The 17,393-nt window shown below is 61.6% G+C and carries 17 protein-coding genes; 12 read left to right on the top strand and 5 right to left on the bottom strand.

The window, feature by feature from the left end; all coding sequences use genetic code 11:
- The first annotated feature begins 68 nt into the window (after window positions 1-68).
- The 7 genes from rfbB to AB7933_RS02925 are packed head-to-tail and all read left to right on the top strand — an operon-like array spanning window position 69 to window position 7,155.
- A complete protein-coding gene (gene rfbB, locus AB7933_RS02955; RefSeq protein WP_024072828.1) occupies window positions 69-1,151 on the top strand; it encodes a dTDP-glucose 4,6-dehydratase in 1,083 nt (360 codons plus the stop codon).
- Complete coding sequence (gene rfbA, locus AB7933_RS02950) at window positions 1,148-2,023, top strand: glucose-1-phosphate thymidylyltransferase RfbA (protein ID WP_024072827.1); 876 nt, start codon at window positions 1,148-1,150, stop codon at window positions 2,021-2,023. Before rfbB ends, rfbA begins: the two co-directional genes overlap by 4 nt.
- Entirely contained in the window at window positions 2,020-2,568 is a 549-nt protein-coding gene (rfbC, locus tag AB7933_RS02945) for a dTDP-4-dehydrorhamnose 3,5-epimerase (protein WP_024072826.1), read from the top strand. Before rfbA ends, rfbC begins: the two co-directional genes overlap by 4 nt.
- The gene (rfbD, locus tag AB7933_RS02940; protein WP_024072825.1) at window positions 2,565-3,446 is read left to right on the top strand and encodes a dTDP-4-dehydrorhamnose reductase; all 882 of its coding nucleotides are present in this window, start codon (window positions 2,565-2,567) and stop codon (window positions 3,444-3,446) included. Before rfbC ends, rfbD begins: the two co-directional genes overlap by 4 nt.
- Before the next feature lie 36 nt (window positions 3,447-3,482).
- Complete coding sequence (locus tag AB7933_RS02935) at window positions 3,483-5,291, top strand: sensor histidine kinase (protein ID WP_024072824.1); 1,809 nt, start codon at window positions 3,483-3,485, stop codon at window positions 5,289-5,291.
- Entirely contained in the window at window positions 5,288-6,673 is a 1,386-nt protein-coding gene (locus tag AB7933_RS02930) for a sigma-54-dependent transcriptional regulator (protein ID WP_024072823.1), read from the top strand. The genes AB7933_RS02935 and AB7933_RS02930 overlap by 4 nt, the downstream gene beginning before the upstream one ends.
- Window positions 6,674-6,699: 26 nt before the next feature.
- Window positions 6,700-7,155 (top strand): YiiD C-terminal domain-containing protein, encoded by a 456-nt coding sequence (locus AB7933_RS02925; protein ID WP_041161075.1) that lies wholly within the window; start codon window positions 6,700-6,702, stop codon window positions 7,153-7,155.
- An 81-nt stretch (window positions 7,156-7,236) separates the two neighbouring features.
- Here the strand turns inward: AB7933_RS02925 and cysQ are convergent, their stop codons facing one another.
- Both cysQ and nudE read right to left on the bottom strand, forming a co-directional pair.
- Window positions 7,237-8,073 carry a 3'(2'),5'-bisphosphate nucleotidase CysQ gene (cysQ, locus tag AB7933_RS02920; RefSeq protein WP_024072821.1) on the bottom strand — a complete coding sequence of 279 codons (837 nt, stop codon included), beginning with the start codon at window positions 8,071-8,073 and terminating at the stop codon, window positions 7,237-7,239.
- Window positions 8,070-8,636 carry an ADP compounds hydrolase NudE gene (gene nudE / locus AB7933_RS02915; RefSeq protein WP_024072820.1) on the bottom strand — a complete coding sequence of 189 codons (567 nt, stop codon included), beginning with the start codon at window positions 8,634-8,636 and terminating at the stop codon, window positions 8,070-8,072. Before nudE ends, cysQ begins: the two co-directional genes overlap by 4 nt.
- Before the next feature lie 87 nt (window positions 8,637-8,723).
- On the opposite strand from nudE, the gene yrfG reads away from it, so the two are divergent.
- Window positions 8,724-9,386, top strand: a complete 663-nt coding sequence (gene yrfG / locus AB7933_RS02910; RefSeq protein ID WP_024072819.1) for a GMP/IMP nucleotidase — start codon at window positions 8,724-8,726, stop codon at window positions 9,384-9,386.
- A gap of 48 nt (window positions 9,387-9,434) precedes the next feature.
- Here the strand turns inward: yrfG and lysM are convergent, their stop codons facing one another.
- Window positions 9,435-9,875, bottom strand: a complete 441-nt coding sequence (gene lysM / locus AB7933_RS02905; RefSeq protein ID WP_024072818.1) for a peptidoglycan-binding protein LysM — start codon at window positions 9,873-9,875, stop codon at window positions 9,435-9,437.
- Window positions 9,876-10,007: 132 nt separating this feature from the next.
- On the opposite strand from lysM, the gene AB7933_RS02900 reads away from it, so the two are divergent.
- The 4 genes from AB7933_RS02900 (at window position 10,008) to AB7933_RS02885 (ending at window position 14,857) form a co-directional block, all read left to right on the top strand.
- On the top strand, window positions 10,008-10,895 hold the full coding sequence (locus tag AB7933_RS02900) for a LysR family transcriptional regulator (protein ID WP_024072817.1): 888 nt from the start codon (window positions 10,008-10,010) through the stop codon (window positions 10,893-10,895).
- A 97-nt stretch (window positions 10,896-10,992) separates the two neighbouring features.
- Window positions 10,993-11,832 carry a formate dehydrogenase accessory sulfurtransferase FdhD gene (fdhD, locus tag AB7933_RS02895; RefSeq protein ID WP_024072816.1) on the top strand — a complete coding sequence of 280 codons (840 nt, stop codon included), beginning with the start codon at window positions 10,993-10,995 and terminating at the stop codon, window positions 11,830-11,832.
- Window positions 11,829-14,177 (top strand): FdhF/YdeP family oxidoreductase, encoded by a 2,349-nt coding sequence (locus AB7933_RS02890; protein WP_024072815.1) that lies wholly within the window; start codon window positions 11,829-11,831, stop codon window positions 14,175-14,177. Before fdhD ends, AB7933_RS02890 begins: the two co-directional genes overlap by 4 nt.
- A 203-nt stretch (window positions 14,178-14,380) precedes the next feature.
- Window positions 14,381-14,857 (top strand): glycine zipper domain-containing protein, encoded by a 477-nt coding sequence (locus tag AB7933_RS02885; RefSeq protein WP_017848563.1) that lies wholly within the window; start codon window positions 14,381-14,383, stop codon window positions 14,855-14,857.
- A gap of 73 nt (window positions 14,858-14,930) precedes the next feature.
- Here AB7933_RS02885 and AB7933_RS02880 read toward each other — a convergent pair whose 3' ends face one another.
- Together AB7933_RS02880 and AB7933_RS02875 are read right to left on the bottom strand one after the other, a co-directional pair.
- On the bottom strand, window positions 14,931-15,362 hold the full coding sequence (locus tag AB7933_RS02880; RefSeq protein ID WP_024072814.1) for an acyl-CoA thioesterase: 432 nt from the start codon (window positions 15,360-15,362) through the stop codon (window positions 14,931-14,933).
- Between the two features lie 23 nt (window positions 15,363-15,385).
- Window positions 15,386-17,323, bottom strand: a complete 1,938-nt coding sequence (locus AB7933_RS02875; protein WP_024072813.1) for a RecQ family ATP-dependent DNA helicase — start codon at window positions 17,321-17,323, stop codon at window positions 15,386-15,388.
- Window positions 17,324-17,393 lie beyond the last annotated feature (70 nt).

Below are 17,393 nucleotides of genomic sequence, written 5' to 3'. Positions count from 1 at the left end.
CGACCTGCTCCACCACTCAAGCTATGCTCCATTTGCTTAATGTCCGTCTAAGGAAAAGGCCCCCCGACATGCGCATTCTCATCACCGGCGGCGCTGGTTTTATCGGCTCCGCCCTGATCCGCCACGTGATCCAGCACACCGAGCACGAAGTGCTTAACCTGGACAAACTCACCTACGCCGGCAACCTGGAGTCGCTGACCAGCATCGCGTCCAACAGCCGCTATGAGTTCGTACAGGCCGATATCGTCGACCAGGCCACCGTCAGCGCCGTGCTCGCGCGCTTCGAGCCGCAGGCGATCATGCACCTGGCGGCCGAGTCCCATGTCGACCGCTCCATCGATGGCCCGTCGGATTTTATCCAGACCAATATCGTCGGCACCTACAGCCTGCTGGAGGCCGCCCGCGCCTATTGGCAAAAGCTCGACGAACCCGCCAAGCGCGCGTTCCGCTTCCATCACATCTCCACCGACGAAGTGTATGGCGACCTGCATGGCGTGGACGACCTGTTCACCGAAACCACGCCCTACGCGCCCAGCTCGCCCTACTCGGCCAGCAAGGCTGCGTCCGACCACCTGGTGCGCGCCTGGCAGCGAACCTATGGGCTGCCGGTGTTGCTGACCAATTGTTCGAACAACTATGGGCCGTTCCACTTCCCGGAAAAGCTGATCCCCCTGGTGATCCTCAATGCCCTGGCGGGCAAGCCGTTGCCGGTCTATGGCGATGGCTTGCAGGTGCGCGACTGGCTGTTCGTAGAAGACCACGCCCGCGCATTGCTCAAGGTGGTGACCGAGGGTGTGGTCGGCGAGACCTACAACATTGGCGGGCATAACGAGCAGAAAAACATCGACGTGGTGCGCGGCATCTGCGCCCTGCTCGAAGAGCTGGCGCCGCAACGCCCGGCCGGCGTCGAGCAATTCACCGACCTGATCACCTTCGTCAAGGATCGCCCCGGCCACGACCAGCGCTATGCGATCGACGCCAGCAAGATCGAACGCGAGCTGGGCTGGGTCCCACAGGAAACCTTTGAAAGCGGGCTGCGCAAGACCGTGCAGTGGTACCTCGACAACCTGGAGTGGTGCCGCAGGGTCCAGGACGGCAGTTATCAGGGCGAACGATTGGGCAACACTGACTTCAAGGATCTGATTGCATGATGAAGGGAATCGTATTGGCCGGGGGCTCCGGCACCCGTTTGCACCCCATTACCCTGGGGGTGTCCAAGCAGCTGTTGCCGGTGTATGACAAACCGATGATCTACTACCCGATCTCGGTGCTGATGCTGGCGGGAATCAAGGACATCCTGGTGATTTCCACACCGGTCGACCTGCCGCAATACCGCAACCTGCTGGGGGATGGCAGCCAGTTTGGCGTACGCTTCAGCTATGCGGAGCAACCCTCGCCAGATGGCCTGGCCCAAGCGTTCATCATCGGTGAAGAGTTCATCGGCGATGATCCGGTCTGCCTGATCCTGGGTGACAACATCTTCCACGGCCAGCATTTTGGCGACCAGCTGCGTACCGCGGCCGAGCGCCCCTCCGGGGCTACCGTATTCGGCTACTGGGTCAAGGACCCGGAGCGTTTCGGGGTGATCGACTTCGACAAAGACGGCCGCGCCCTGTCCATCGAAGAAAAACCGGCCAAGCCCAAGTCGTCGTACGCGGTGACCGGCCTGTATTTCTATGACAACGACGTGATCAGCATCGCCAAGGCGGTCAAGCCTTCACTCCGTGGCGAGCTGGAGATTACCGACGTCAACAACGCTTACCTCAAGCGCGGCGACCTGCATGTCGAGCGCTTCGGCCGTGGCTTTGCCTGGCTCGACACAGGGACCCATGACAGCCTGCTCGAAGCGTCGACCTATGTGCAGACCATCGAGCATCGCCAGGGGCTGAAAGTGGCGTGCCTGGAAGAAATCGCCTACGAAAATGGCTGGATCGACCGCGATTACCTGCTGGAGCGTGCACAGTATTTCGGCAAGACCGGCTATGGCCAATACCTGTACACGCTGGCTGGGGATGCTCCATGAATGTAACCGCCACTGAGTTGCCCGGTGTATTGATCATCGAGCCGAAGGTTTTTGGCGACGAACGCGGCTTCTTCTACGAAAGTTTCAATGCCCGGGATTTTGCCCAGGCCACGGGCCTGCAGCAGCAACAGTTTGTCCAGGACAATCATTCACGCTCGCAAAAAGGTGTGCTAAGGGGCCTGCATTATCAAATTGAGCACGCCCAGGGGAAGTTGGTACGTGTGACAGCTGGCGAAGTCCTGGATGTCGCGGTGGATATCCGTCGTAGCTCACCTCATTTCGGTAAGTGGGCCAGTGTGCATTTATCCGCCGACAATAATCGCCAACTGTGGATTCCACAGGGGTTCGCCCATGGCTTTGTAGTACTGAGCGATTACGCCGAGTTCCTCTACAAAACTACCGACTACTACACACCCTCCGCGGAGCGCTGCATTCGTTGGGATGATCCGAAGCTCAATATCGATTGGCAACTGAACGGCACTCCGACCTTGTCCGCCAAGGATCAGCAAGGCAAAAGTCTGGAAGATGCAGACCTGTTCCCATGAGCCGCCCTTTAAAAATCCTCATCACCGGCCAACACGGCCAGGTCTCCCTGGCGCTGCAGCAAAAGCTCCAGGGCCTGGGCGAACTCATCGTGCTGGGCCGCGACCAGCTTGACCTGACCAACGTCGAGCAGATTCGTCAGCAGGTACGTACCCATCGCCCGGGCCTGATCATCAACGCCGCAGCGCACACCGCGGTCGATCAGGCCGAAAGCGAACCAGACGCGGCTTTCGCCATCAATGCCATCGCTCCCGGCCTCCTCGCCGAGGAAGCCAGGGCCCTGGGCATCCCGCTGATCCATTACTCCACCGACTACGTGTTCGACGGCAGTAAACCTGCGCCCTACACCGAAGCCGATGTGCCGAACCCACTGGGTGTGTATGGCCAAAGCAAGCTGGCCGGTGAGCAGGCGATCGCCGCCGTGGGTGGCCAATACCTGATCCTGCGCACCAGTTGGGTCTATTCCAGCCACGGCAAGAACTTCCTGCTGACCATGCAACGCCTGCTGCAAGAGAAACCGCAGATGCGCATCGTCGCCGACCAGATCGGCGCTCCGACCTGGGCCGGTACCATCGCCAACAGCACCCGCACGTTGATCGAGCGCTGGCAGGCCGGCCAGGCGGGCGATTGGGGCATCTATCACCTGACCGCCCAGGGCGAGACGTCATGGTTCGGCTTCGCTCAGGCGATTGGCGAACATCTGCGTGCTGCGGGCAAACCCTGCGCTGAGCTGGAAGCGATCCCTTCCAGCGCCTACCCGACGCCGGCCAAGCGCCCCCTGAACTCGCGCCTCGATTGCAGCCGCCTGCGCCAGCAGTGGCAGGTTGGCCAGCCACAGTGGCAAGACGCATTGCGCGAGTGTCTTGCCGAGCAGCACTAGGCATAATGCGCCTGTACCCACAGGCGCACGACACCCATGACTCCACCTCTCCCGCGAAGACCCCGCTGGCGCAGCCTCGCCCTGCTGGCGCTGTGCCTGGCGCCGCTGCTGTGGCCGCTGGAGCACCTGGCCGAGCGTTATTACCGCAGCGAACTGGCCGGGCAGAACCGCCAGACCCTCGACCTCTACGTCGCCAACCTGCTGGGCACGCTGCACCGCTACGAGGTGCTGCCGCAAATCCTCGGTGACTTGCCGGCCTTGCGCACCGCGCTGGAGGCACCGGACGTCAGCACCAACCTGGTCAACGCCAACCTGCTGCTCAAGGACGTCGCCGCCCAGGCCGGGGTAGAAGTGATGTACCTGATGGACACCACCGGCAAGACCCTTGCCGCGTCCAATTGGGACAAGCAGGACAGCTTCGTCGGGCGCAACTTTTCGTTCCGCCCGTATTTCAGCGAAGCCATGGCCGGGCGGCTGGGACGGTTCTTCGGCCTGGGTACCACCTCGGCCAAGCGCGGTTACTTCTTCGCCGCCGCCGTGCGCAATGGCGAAAAAATCATCGGCGTGCTGGTGGTCAAGGTCGACCTGGACCACACCGAAAGCCTGTGGGGCAACACCCCCGAACAACTATTGGTAACCGACCATAACGGCGTGGTGATCCTCACGTCGCGTCCGCAATGGCGATTCCGCGCCACCCGGCCGCTGACCGATGAAGAGCGCCAGGCCATCATCGCCATCCAGCCCTACCCGACCCGCGACCCGCAACCGCTGACCCTGAGTTCCACGGCATGGTTGCGCCAATCCACTGCGATCGCCGAGACCGGCTGGAACGTGGAAATCCTCGCGCCACGCTCACTGATCAACCGCCCGGTGCGCACGGTAGTGGCCGTAGGTGGCGCCACGCTGCTGGTATTGATGTTGCTGCTGGGGCTGATGATGCAGCGCCGCCGTCATTACCTGGAGCGCATCGCCTTTGAAGCCAAGGCCCGTCGCGAGCTGGAGATGCGCGTGGTCGAGAGGACCAGCGACCTGGAAGGGCTCAACCGCCGCCTGAAACAGGAGGTACTGGAACGCGAACACGCCCAGCAGGAACTGGTGCGCGCCCAGGATGACTTGGTGCAAGCGGGCAAACTGTCGGCACTGGGCACCATGTCGGCGAGTATCAGCCACGAACTCAACCAACCCCTGGCGGCGATTCGCAGCTATGCCGAAAACGCCGAAATCCTCCTCGACCATGAACGCACCAACGATGCGCGCGGCAATCTCAAGCTGATCAGCGAACTGACCGGGCGCATGGCCTCGATCATCGCCCACCTGCGTGCGTTCGCCCGCCGCGATCGGCATGCGCCGGAAAGCGTCGCCCTGCAACCGGCGCTGGACGATGCCCTGGCGTTGCTGGCCAAGCGACGGCGCTCGATGGAAGTCGAACTGATCCGCGATTTGCCCGAGGCAACCTTGTGGGTAGAAGCCGGCGAAACGCGCCTGCGCCAGGTACTGGGCAACCTGCTGGCCAACGCCCTCGACGCCCTGACCGAAAAAGGCCCGCCGCGCAAACTCTGGCTGAGTACCCAAACCACCGAACAGGGCGTCAACCTGTACATTCGCGATAATGGCCCAGGCTTTTGCATGGAAGCACTGGGCCGCGCCAGCGAGCCGTTCTACACCACCAAGACCCGCACCCAGGGCCTGGGGTTGGGCCTGGCCATCTGTGACACGCTGATGCGCGCCTTTGGCGGCGAACTGCTGTTTGCCAACCACAAGGAAGGCGGCGCGCTGTTAACCTTGAAATTGCGTGCCGGCTCGCCGGGCGTCAGTCTGCAACCGTCCGAGGACCGCAGTGTATGAGTATCGATAACCAGATTCAGGTGGTGTTGATCGACGACGATCCACACTTACGTCAGGCCCTGTGCCAGACCCTGGACCTGGCCGGGCTGAAGGTCCTGCCCCTGGGCGAAGCCACCGGCCTCACCGCGCGTTTGTCGCGGGATTGGCCGGGGGTCGTGGTCAGCGATATCCGCATGCCCGGCATGGACGGCCTGGAGCTGCTCGCCGAACTGCACGGCCAGGACCCGGAGCTGCCGGTGCTGCTGATCACCGGCCACGGCGACGTGCCGTTGGCGGTGCAAGCCATGCGCGCGGGTGCCTACGACTTCCTCGAAAAACCCTTCGCCAGCGACGCCCTGCTCGACAGCGTGCGCCGCGCCCTGGCCCTGCGTCGCCTGGTCCTGGACAACCGCAGCCTGCGCCTGGCCCTCAGCGATCGCCAGCAACTGAGCACACGCCTGGTCGGGCACTCGCCCCAAATGCTGCGCCTGCGCGAACAGATCGGCGCACTGGCAGCGACCCGCGCCGATGTACTGATCCTGGGTGAAACCGGGGCCGGCAAGGAAGTGGTGGCCCGTGCGCTGCACGACCTGTCGAACCGGCGCAGCGGGCCATTCGTGGCGATCAACGCCGGGGCGCTGGCGGAGTCGGTGGTGGAAAGCGAACTGTTTGGCCATGAACCCGGCGCGTTTACCGGGGCGCAGAAGCGCCGGATCGGCAAGTTCGAATTCGCCAATGGCGGCACGCTGTTCCTTGATGAAATCGAAAGCATGAGCCTGGATGTGCAGGTCAAACTGCTGCGCCTGTTACAGGAACGCGTGGTCGAACGCCTTGGCGGCAATCAGTTGATCCCGCTGGATATCCGCATCATCGCGGCCACCAAGGAAGACTTGCGCCAGGCCGCCGACCAGGGCCGCTTCCGTGCCGACTTGTACTACCGCCTCAACGTCGCACCGTTGCGCATTCCGCCGCTGCGCGAACGGGGCGAAGACGCACTGATGCTGTTCCAGCACTTTGCCGACGAAGCCAGCAGCCGCCACGGCCTGCCACTGCACGAGCTGCAACCAGGCCAACGTGCGTTGCTGTTGCGCCACAACTGGCCGGGCAATGTGCGCGAACTGCAGAACGCCGCAGAACGCTTTGCCCTCGGCCTGGAGTTGGCGCTGGATAACACCCCGGACAATCCGGTAACCGGTGTGCTGACCTCGACCCCGGGCGGCTTGAGCGAACAGGTCGAGCAGTTCGAGAAAAGCCTGATCGCCGCCGAACTGACCCGCCCCCACAGTTCCCTGCGCAGCCTCGCCGAAGCCCTGGGCGTACCGCGCAAGACCTTGCACGACAAACTTCGCAAGCACGGCCTGAACTTCGCCGACAGCAGCAACCAAGGCGCTGACGACGAATGACCCTGCCCACTCACCAAGAGGCCGCCATGAGCCGCGACAGCCGTTACCTGGAATCCATCCTCCACCACGACATCCCCCTGACCCGTGAAATGGGCCTCAAGGTGCTCGACTGGCAACACGGCCAACTGCGATTGCACCTGCCCTTGCAAGCCAATATCAACCACAAGAGCACCATGTTCGGTGGCAGCCTCTATTGCGGCGCGGTGCTGGCGGGTTGGGGCTGGCTGCACCTGCAACTGCGCGAGGAAGGGATTGAAGACGGGCATATCGTGATTCAGGAAGGGCAGATCAGCTATCCGCTGCCCGTGACGCAAGACGCGACCGCCATTTGCGCGGCGCCGGAGGAGAAGGTGTGGAAGCGCTTTTTAGCCACCTACAAGCGCTATGGCCGGGCGCGGTTGACGTTGGACACGTGGATCGTAAATGAGGGCAGTGAAGAGCTGGCAGTGACTTTCACCGGCCAGTACGTCCTGCACCGCTGAAAGCCATCACACAAAACCAATGTGGGAGGGGGCAAGTCGAATCGTCGCACCGCCCCTCCCACATTTTGATCTGCGCTGGTTTTAAGATCTTGCCAAAGTCAGCAAGCGTTCACGCCACGCCGCCTTCGCCGGTAACGCCAGGAAGAAGGGGTTCAACAACGATGCCCGCGCCGGGTAGCTGAACGGCTCGCCACTCAACTCCAGTACCTCGCCGCCCGCCCCTTCCAATACACCCTGCGCCGCAGCGGTATCCCACTGCGAGGTCGGCGCCAGGCGCGGATAGCAATCGGCGCTGCCTTCGGCCAATAGGCAGAATTTCAACGAACTGCCGATATTCGCCAGCTTCAACTCCCCCACCCCTTCGCTCAAGCCATTGAGCAAACGCTCCTGCTCTGGGCTGGTATGCCGACGGCTGGCAACCACGGTGAAGGCTTCACCCGCCGCCGGAGTCTCGCGTACCTGGATCTGCCTGGGCGCTTCATTCACGTCCGAACGCCACGCGCCAAGCCCCGCGCCGCCGAAGTAGCACCGGCCGTTGGTAGGCATGGATACCACGCCAAATATCACACGGCCCTGTTCGATCAACGCAATGTTGACGGTAAATTCTTCACTGCCGGCGATAAATTCCTTGGTGCCATCCAGCGGGTCCACCAGCCACCACCGCTGCCAGCCGGCGCGTACGCTCTGGTCGATATCGGCGTCTTCTTCGGACAACACCGGGATACTCGGGTCCAGGGCTGTCAAACCGGCGAGAATCAGGTGATGGGCGGCCAGGTCCGCGGCCGTCACCGGCGAATCGTCAGCCTTGGACGTCACCGCCACTTCGGCGCGCCAGTACGGCAGGATGACTTCACCCGCCTGGCGAGCCAGTTCGATCACAGGGGCGATAAACGGGTGGCCTAAAAACAGTTCGCTCATGCGCTAAACGCTCCTCGCTGGGTCAACAGATCTCTTACCAGATACAACGCAGCCAGCGCGCGGCCTTCGCTGAACTGCTCATTTTGCGCCAGTTGCGACAGCTCGCGCAGGTTGACCCTGTCCACGCGCATCGGTTCAGGTTCATCACCTTCCAGGCGTTCTTCATAGAGGTCGGTGGCCAGCACCACCTGGATTTTCTGGCTCATATAGCCGGGGGACAGTGACAGCTCAGTGAGGTGCTCCAACTGGCGGGCGCCATAACCGGCTTCCTCCTTGAGCTCGCGGTCCGCCGCCGCCAGCACGTCCTCGCCGGGCTCGATCAGCCCCTTGGGCAAGGACAGCTCGTATTCGTCGGTGCCACCGCAGTACTCTTCCACCAGCAGCGCATGGTCGGCGTCGATCATTGCCACGATCATCACCGCGCCGTACCCGGCACCACGTCCCACCAGGCGCTCGTAGGTGCGTTCAACGCCATTGGAAAAGCGCAATTGCACTTCCTCCACGCGGAACAAACGGCTACTGGCGACTATTTCGCGGGCGAGGACGGTGGGTTTCTGGCGCATAAGCGGCTCCTTGGCGTGATCGGGTTACTATACCGTGGCTTTTCCGATTGTCTGTGTCGGATATCTTTACTTACATGAGACCGCCCCATGCCCTCTTTGCCCTGGCACGCCATCGACACTGTCCTGCTGGACATGGACGGCACCCTGCTCGACCTGCATTACGACAACCATTTCTGGATGGAACACCTGCCTCAGCGCTACGCCCAGTTGCATGGTGTGAGTCTGGCCATGGCCGAGATGGAGTTACAGCCGCTGTTCGAGCGTAACGCCGGACAGTTGCAATGGTATTGCCTGGATTTCTGGAGCACCGAACTGAACATTCCGGTGCGCGAGCTCAAGCTGGAAACCGCCCACCTGATCGCCCTGCGCCCGGGTGCCGATACCTTTCTGGCGGCGATCAAACAGGCCGGAAAACGGGTGATCCTGATCACCAACGCTCATCGTGACTCGCTGTCATTGAAGTTGGAACGCATTGAGTTGGCGCCGTATTTCGAGCGATTGATCAGCTCCCACGACTACGGTTTCGCCAAGGAAAACCCGCAGTTCTGGGATGCCTTGCAAGCCGATATCCAGTTCGACCCGGCGCGCAGCCTGTTTATCGACGACACGTTGCCGATCCTGCGCAGCGCCCAGAAATTTGGCGTGGGGCATTTGCTGGCGGTGAAAGAGCCGGACAGCCAAAAAGGGCCCAAGGACACCGGGGAATTTGCCGCAGTCGAGGATTACCGGGACCTTATTGTCGGACTTTGACCCCTTGTGGGAGGGAGCAAGCCCCCTCCCACATTTTTACTTTGTGAATTACTCAGGAATACGCAGCGTCTGCCCTGGGTAAATCTTGTCTGGATGAGACAACAGCGGCTTGTTGGCCTCGAAGATATCGTTGTACCGGCTGGCCTTGCCGTAAACCGCCAGGGAAATCGCGCTGAGGGTGTCGCCCTTTTTCACCACGACGAAACGGGCGGCGGCAACTACCGGGCCGGTTACGGTGATCTGGTCATCCACACTGGCCACACCGGCAATGTTGCCGGCCGCCAGAATGATTTTTTCTTTCTCTTCCTGACTGGCCACGGTCCCTGTAAGCGTGACCTTGTCACCCTCGACAGTGGCGTGAACATCCGGATTACCCAGCCCGACTTCTTCAATGTGCTTTTTCAGATCATCACTGGCATTGGCGTTGCCCGGCGTCAACAGCTTGACCAACTTCTCGCCGGCTTCCTTAACAAAGCTAAAAAGACTCATAGTGCGCTCTCCTTGATAGTTGATTTCCAGATGCCCAAGACTAGACCAGCCCCGAAGACTTGGGTTCCAGCCCGACCAAAGACCCAAACGCGCTAGAATCCCCCCGCCATTGGAATAAGCCCTGGAGCGAAGATGGACATCAAGCAGCTGAAATTCCTCATCGCCCTCGACGAGACCCGTCACTTCGGCCAGGCAGCAGCGCGTTGCCATATCACCCAGCCGACCCTGTCGATGCGCCTGCGCAGCCTGGAAGAAGAACTCGACCTGCCGCTGGTCAATCGTGGCCAGCGCTTCGAGGGCTTTACCGCCCCCGGCGAGCGAGTACTGGCCTGGGCGCGCACGGTGCTGGCAGCGTATGACGGCTTGCAGGCCGAAGCGGCGGCCTGTCGTGGCAACCTCGTCGGTACGTTGCGCCTGGGGGTGGTGCCGCTGTCGAGCTTCGATCCGTTGGCGTTGATGCAGCAACTGCACAAGGAACACCCGAGCCTGCGCTTTGAGCTTTCGGCCCTCAGCTCCGAACAGATTCTGGAACAACTGGCGAGCAATCGCCTGGACCTAGGCGTGTCTTACCTGGAGCGCCTGGACAATGAACGCTTCGACTCCCTGGCGCTCGGCGAAACCCGCATGGGCCTGCTCTACGACCAGCGCTATTTCAGCTTCGGCGACACACCGCTGAGCTGGGAAGCGTTGATCGAACTGCCCCTGGGCATGCTCACCAGCGGCATGCACTTTCGCCAGTCCATCGACCACAACTTCCACAGCCGGGGCCTGCACCCGCAGCCGCTGTTGCAAACCGATGCCGTCCATCAGTTGTTACAAGCGGTACATGGCGGGCTGTGCTGCGCGGTAATGCCCTTGGACGGTGGCCTGGATGCGCTCACCGAGCACTTGCGCCTGCAACCGATCGAAGACGCCCACACCCTCGCGCGCCTGGGGCTGATCATGCGTCGCAGCGCGCCCCGTTCGGCGCTGGCGGAAGCCTGTTTTGCGCTGTACCAGAAATTGCTGGCAGAGCATTGATCGACGTCATCTATCGGCAGATCAGTACTGGCAATTAGACGCGACGCTTTGTCGCGCCTAGTCTAGACACTGATCAATCCGCCGGTGGTACTGCCCCATGAACGCCAAGCGCCCAGTCTGCGCGGCGCCCGCCCCTGAAACGTCCGCGCCCGCCGCCAGCCAGAGCTACCAGTTCTGCAACCTCGAACACACAGAGGCCGCCAGCACGGCATTGGCGGAAGAAGTGGCGTTGGCAATTGCCTATAACGACATCAGCCAGGCAGTCATGCTGGTGACGCCCACTGACCTGGAAGACTTTATTGTCGGGTTCAGCATGGGTAGCGGCATTATTACCGACGTTGGCGACATTTATGACCTGAAACTCAGCGGCTCGGGCGCCACTCAATACGCTCAAGTCCAAATCTCCAGCCGCGCGTTTTGGAACCTCAAGCAGCAGCGTCGCCAATTGGCGGGCACCAGCGGCTGCGGTTTGTGTGGCGTCGAAGCCGTGGAACAGGCACTGCCAGACCTCCAAGTGCTGCCCGGCGCCCCCTTGCCGCCCGCCGCATGGCTCGACGGCCTGCGCCAACGCATCAGCGCCTTCCAGCCTTTGGGCCAATACAGTGGCGCCGTGCACGCGGCCGTGTTTATGAACAATCAGGGCGAACTGTTGCTGGGCCGCGAAGACATTGGCCGGCATAACGCCCTGGATAAGTTGATCGGCGCCCTGATCCGCCAAAAGATCCCGACAGCGGGTGGCCTGGCAATTGTCACCAGCCGTTGCAGCCTCGAATTGATCCAGAAAGTCCTGCGCGCGGGCATCCAGACCCTGGTCAGCCTGTCGTCGCCCACCGGCCTGGCCTTGCAATGGGCGCGCCGGCACAACCTCAACCTCATCCACCTGCCGCAGAAAAGTGCGCCGCGGGTCTACAGCCCTGCGATGGAGTACCAGCCATGAGCAATCACCACCAAGCCGACCAAACCCCAACCCCGCGCTACAAGCCCTACAAAGGCCCGGCGGGTGGCTGGGGCGCGTTGATCAGCGTGGCGCAGGCGTGGCTGACCAGCGACAACGCGCTGAAAAACATCCGCATGATGCTCAAGACCAACCAGAACGGCGGCTTCGACTGCCCGGGCTGCGCCTGGGGCGACTCGCCGGAAAGCGGCATGGTCAAGTTCTGCGAAAACGGCGCCAAGGCCGTCAACTGGGAAGCCACCAAGCGCCGTGTCGACGCTGCATTCTTCGCCAAGCACAGCGTCACCGCGCTGCTGGAACAAAGCGACTATTGGCTGGAATATCAGGGCCGCTTGACCGAACCGGTGCGCTATGACGCCGAGACCGACCGCTACAAACCCATCAGTTGGGACGCAGCGTTCGACCTGATCGGCAAGCACCTCAACGCACTGCCCAGCCCTGATATGGCCGAGTTTTATACTTCCGGCCGTGCCAGCAACGAAGCGGCGTACCTGTATCAATTGTTTGTACGCGCCTACGGCACCAACAACTTCCCGGACTGCTCGAACATGTGCCACGAAGCCAGCGGCGTGGCCTTGGCGCAAAGTGTAGGCGTCGGCAAAGGCACCGTGACCTTTGACGACTTTGAACATGCCGACGCGATTTTCGTCTGGGGCCAGAACCCCGGCACCAACCACCCACGCATGCTCGAACCGCTGCGTGAGGCCGTGAAACGCGGCGCCCAGGTGGTGTGCATCAACCCGCTGAAAGAGCGCGGCCTGGAACGCTTCCAGCATCCGCAGCACCCGCTGGAAATGCTCACCAACGGCGACAAGCCAACCAATACCGCCTACTTCCGCCCGGCGCTGGGGGGCGACATGGCCATCCTGCGCGGCATGGCCAAATTCCTGCTGCTGTGGGAGCGCCAGGCCCAGGCTGAAGGCAAGGAAGCGGTGTTCGACCACGACTTCCTCAACGAGCACACGACCAACGTGCTCGATTACCTGGGCCAGATCGACGACACCTCCTGGGATGAAATCGTCGCGCAGTCCGGCTTGCCCCTGGTCGAGATCGAGCAAGCGGCGCGCATGTACGCCAAAGGCAAGAACGTGATCATGTGCTGGGCGATGGGCATTACCCAGCACCGCCATTCGGTGCCAACCATCCAGGAGATCGCCAACCTGATGCTGTTGCGCGGCAACATTGGCCGCCCAGGCGCCGGCCTGTGCCCGGTGCGCGGTCACAGCAACGTGCAGGGCGACCGCACCATGGGCATCAACGAACGCCCACCGGTGGCGTTCCTCGACGCCCTGGAACGCCGCTTCCAGTTTCAGGTGCCACGTACCAACGGCCACAACGTGGTGGAAGCGATTCACGCCATGCTCGAAGGTCGCTCCAAGGTGTTCATCGGCCTGGGCGGCAACTTCGCCCAAGCCACGCCGGACAGCCCGCGCACCTTCGAAGCACTGCGCAATTGCGACCTGACCGTACAGATCAGCACCAAGCTCAACCGCAGCCACCTGACCCACGGCAAAGACGCACTGATCCTGCCGTGCCTGGGCCGTACCGACATCGATATCCAGGCCGAAGGCCCGCAGGCCGTGACCGTGGAAGACTCGTTCAGCATGGTCCACGACTCCAACGGCCAATTGCAGCCGCTGTCGAAACTGATGAAATCCGAGCCGGCCATCCTCGCCGGCATCGCCGCCGCCACCCTGGGCAGCAAGCCGGTGGACTGGAACTGGCTGGTGGGCGACTACAGCCGCATTCGCGACCTGATCGCCGACACCATCCCAGGCTTCAAGGACTTCAACGAACGCCTCAAGCACCCGGGTGGCTTCTACCTCGGTAATTCCGCCGGTGCGCGTCGCTGGAACACACCGTCGGGTCGCGCCAACTTCCGCCCGAATATCCTGCCCGCAGACCTGATCCACGAACGCACCCACGCCACCGGTCGCGTGCCAGACCTGATCATGCAATCCATGCGTTCCCACGATCAGTACAACACCACCATATATGGCCTGGATGACCGCTATCGCGGGGTGAAAGGCCAGCGTGACGTGCTGTTCGTCAACGAAGCCGACATCATCCGCCTGGGTTTCAAGCCGGGGCAGAAGGCTGACATCGTGTCGTTGTGGGAGGACGGTCGGGAGCGCAGGGTGAAAGGCTTTACCTTGCTGGCGTTTGATATTCCGGCGGGGCAGGCAGCTGCCTACTACCCGGAAGTGAACCCGCTGGTGCCGCTGGAAAGCACGGGGGATGGCAGCCATACGCCAACGTCGAAGTTCGTGGCGATTCGTTTGGAAGCGGCAAGTGACAGTGGGCTGATCATGGCCCGCTCGGCCTGACGAGAATCCGGACACAAAAAAGGCCGCTTTTGCATAAAAGCGGCCGTTCCGAAGTAGCTAAAGACCCACAAAAATTACTTAAGTTCCCCTGCTAAAACAGTAACTTATGGAATTGTGCACAACTCGTGTTACTGGTCGGATTTCTATTGTCACAATGTCGATACAGCCTCAGGATCGCGCCGTCATCCTCTTGAGGTCTCTCTATGAAGTTCTCCTCGATTCTCTTGTTGTCCCTTGGCCTGGTCAGTGGCGCAGCCATGGCCGGTGGCACCACCGAAGCCGGTGTGGGCGGCGCATTGGGCGGGGTACTCGGTTCGGTTGTGGGCCAGCAGGTCGGCGGTAACACCGGTTCGGCCATTGGCGCAGCCCTGGGCGGTGCGGGCGGCAGCGCGGTGGGCGCCGACAAACGCAGCCGCGGCGAAGCCGCTATTGGCGGCGCTCTGGGCGCAGCCGGCGGCAACGTGGTAGGCCGCAGCATGGGCGGCACCACCGGCAGCCTGATCGGCGCAGCTGCCGGCGGCGGCGCGGGTGGCGCACTGGGCAACTACATGGGCAACAAGAGCGATGACGACGACCGCCGTTATCGTGGCCGTGACGACCGTCGCTACTACCGGGACGGTCATCCTGGCCGTGGCCATGCCTATGGGCATCGCAAGAACAAACATCACTACCGTGATTGATCAGATCTAGAGAACATCGAAGAAACACTGTGGGAGGGGGCTTGCTCCCTTCCACATGGGTTTCCATGCAAAGTCAGGCCACCAACCCCTGCAACGCTTCGCGTAATCGCCCCGGAATCGTCACCGGCTGGTTCGACCCACGATCCACGAACACATGCACGAAGCGTCCCGCCGCACAGGCCTCCTCTTCGCCCGCCTTGAACACCGCCAACTCATACTGCACTGAACTGTTGCCCAACTTGCCTACCCGCAGGCCGATTTCTATACGGTCGGGAAAAGCGATCGACGCAAAGTAGTCACACGCCGAACTCACCACGAACCCCACCACTTCGCCATCGTGAATATCCAACCCGCCCTGCTCGATCAGGTAGGTATTCACCGCCGTGTCAAAGAAGCTGTAGTAGGTCACGTTGTTCACATGGCCATACACGTCGTTGTCGTGCCAGCGCGTGATGATCGGCTGGAAGTGACGGTAATCGGCGCGTTGGGGCGTTGAGTCGGGCATGGGCACACCTCATGAAAGTGGGTTTACAGGTCATTCAAATGGGCTGCTGCCCATTCGCGCACTTCGGCGTAGGGGTAGTCTTCCAGCGCTGCAAACCCCGGAATGCCCCGTGCCTTCAACTTGGTGAACAACGGCACGCTGATACCGCCCAGGAAGCGCGTCAGCCGCTCCGCACCTGGCAAGTGACCGGTGTGCTCATGATGCCTGTGGATAAAATCACCGCACAGTCCCATGAAGTTTTTATCCACAAGCGGCGGCAGGCTCGACGGCGCCGGCAAATGCGCGACATGACCGTGGCACACCGAACAATGCCCGCAACGCTGCGGCGCATTCTCATCACCAAAATACTGGGCGAGGCGTTGCCCCAGGCAATGATCGGTGGCAAACAGGTCGAGCATGGCGTGAATCCGTGCAACTTCTCCCACCTCGTGCTGCTTGAAGCCTGTGTATAACTCAGCACTCAGTGCCTGTGGATCAAAGTCGGTATTGAGCAGGCTATAGACCTCAGTCATCTGCTTGCTTTCCAGCTCGATCAGGCCCTGTTCCTGGAAGTAATCCAGCGCCTTCACCACCCGATTGCGCTCGGCATTGTGCTGTTGATACAGCGCGTCGAAATCCACCGTCGCCCAGGTTTTCGCACGTTTGCACACCTGGACGATCGCCGCGACAAACTGCTGGCGCTCGCCGGAAAAACGCGCCAGCAAGGCGTCGGGCTCTATCAGGTACTTGAAGCGGTACTCGGCATAAAACGCATAGCGCGGGGCGATCACGCCCTTGAGCTCCAGCTGGACCAGCAACGTCTTGAGCGGCAGCTCGCGGATGTTGCTGTGGTCCGACAGCGAACGCAGCAGGAACTCCCACTGCCCATCGCTGTGCACCGCCTGCAACTCTTCCAGTACACGGCGAATCCCTTCCTGCTCGGGCGTGTCGCCATACACAAAGTTCTCCAGCACATTGAGGCTGTCGCGGTTGGCCAGTACCAGGCAATCGGACGGCTGCCCATCGCGCCCCGCACGGCCGATTTCCTGGCTGTAGTTCTCGATGGACTTGGGCAGGTCGAAGTGCACCACATTGCGAATGTCGCTCTTGTCGATTCCCATGCCAAACGCAATAGTGGCGACGATGCAATTGGAGCGCCCCTCCATGAAGCGCTGTTGGATGCCCTCGCGCTTATCGTGGGGCAAACCCGCGTGATACGCCTCGGCCTGGATGCCGTTGCGGTTCAGGTGCTCGGCAATCTGCTCGGCGGTTTTCTGCAAGGTGACGTAGACGATGCTCGGCTGGTTGGCGCGTTCGCCCATCCACTGCACCAACCGCCGACGCTTGTCTGCGCCCGCTACCGGCTCCACCAGCAGGTTGAGGTTGGGCCGGTAGAAGCCTGTGGTGACCACGTCGCCTGGGGCAATGGCGAACTTGGCCTGCATGTCGGCAATCACCTTGGGCGTGGCCGTGGCAGTCAACAGCAGCGCTTGTGGGATATTGAACTGGCGCTGGTAGTCCGGCAGCTTCAGATAGTCCGGACGAAAGTTGTGACCCCATTCGGAAATACAGTGCGCTTCGTCCACCACCAGCAACGAGATCGGCACGCTTTGCAGAAAGTTGCGAAAGCGCTCGTTCTTCAAACGCTCCACGGAAATCATCAGGATTTTCAACTCGCCCGAACGCGCACGCGCCATCACATCGTTGGCGTCATCGCGGCTCTGGGCCGAATCGATACTGCCGGCCGAAATGCCATGGCGTTGCAGGAACCCCAATTGGTCCTGCATCAGCGCCAGCAACGGCGACACTACCAACGTCAGGTGCGGCAGCAATACCGCCGACAGCTGGTAACACAGGGACTTTCCCGACCCGGTAGGGAAAATCGCCGCGGCCGAACGCCCGGCCAGTACGGCGCTGACGGTTTCTTCCTGGCCCGAACGAAACTGTGGATAACCAAAGACCTGCTGGAGGGTGTCGTGCATAGCTGTCACTCCATTGACCGCTGAAGGTGGCTCAAAAACATAGCCTGGGATATTCAGCGAATCGAGAAAG

The organism is Pseudomonas gorinensis (genome assembly GCF_042015035.1).
Taxonomy (GTDB): Bacteria; Pseudomonadota; Gammaproteobacteria; order Pseudomonadales; family Pseudomonadaceae; genus Aquipseudomonas; species Aquipseudomonas gorinensis.
This window is presented reverse-complemented; position numbering and strand designations above follow the sequence as displayed.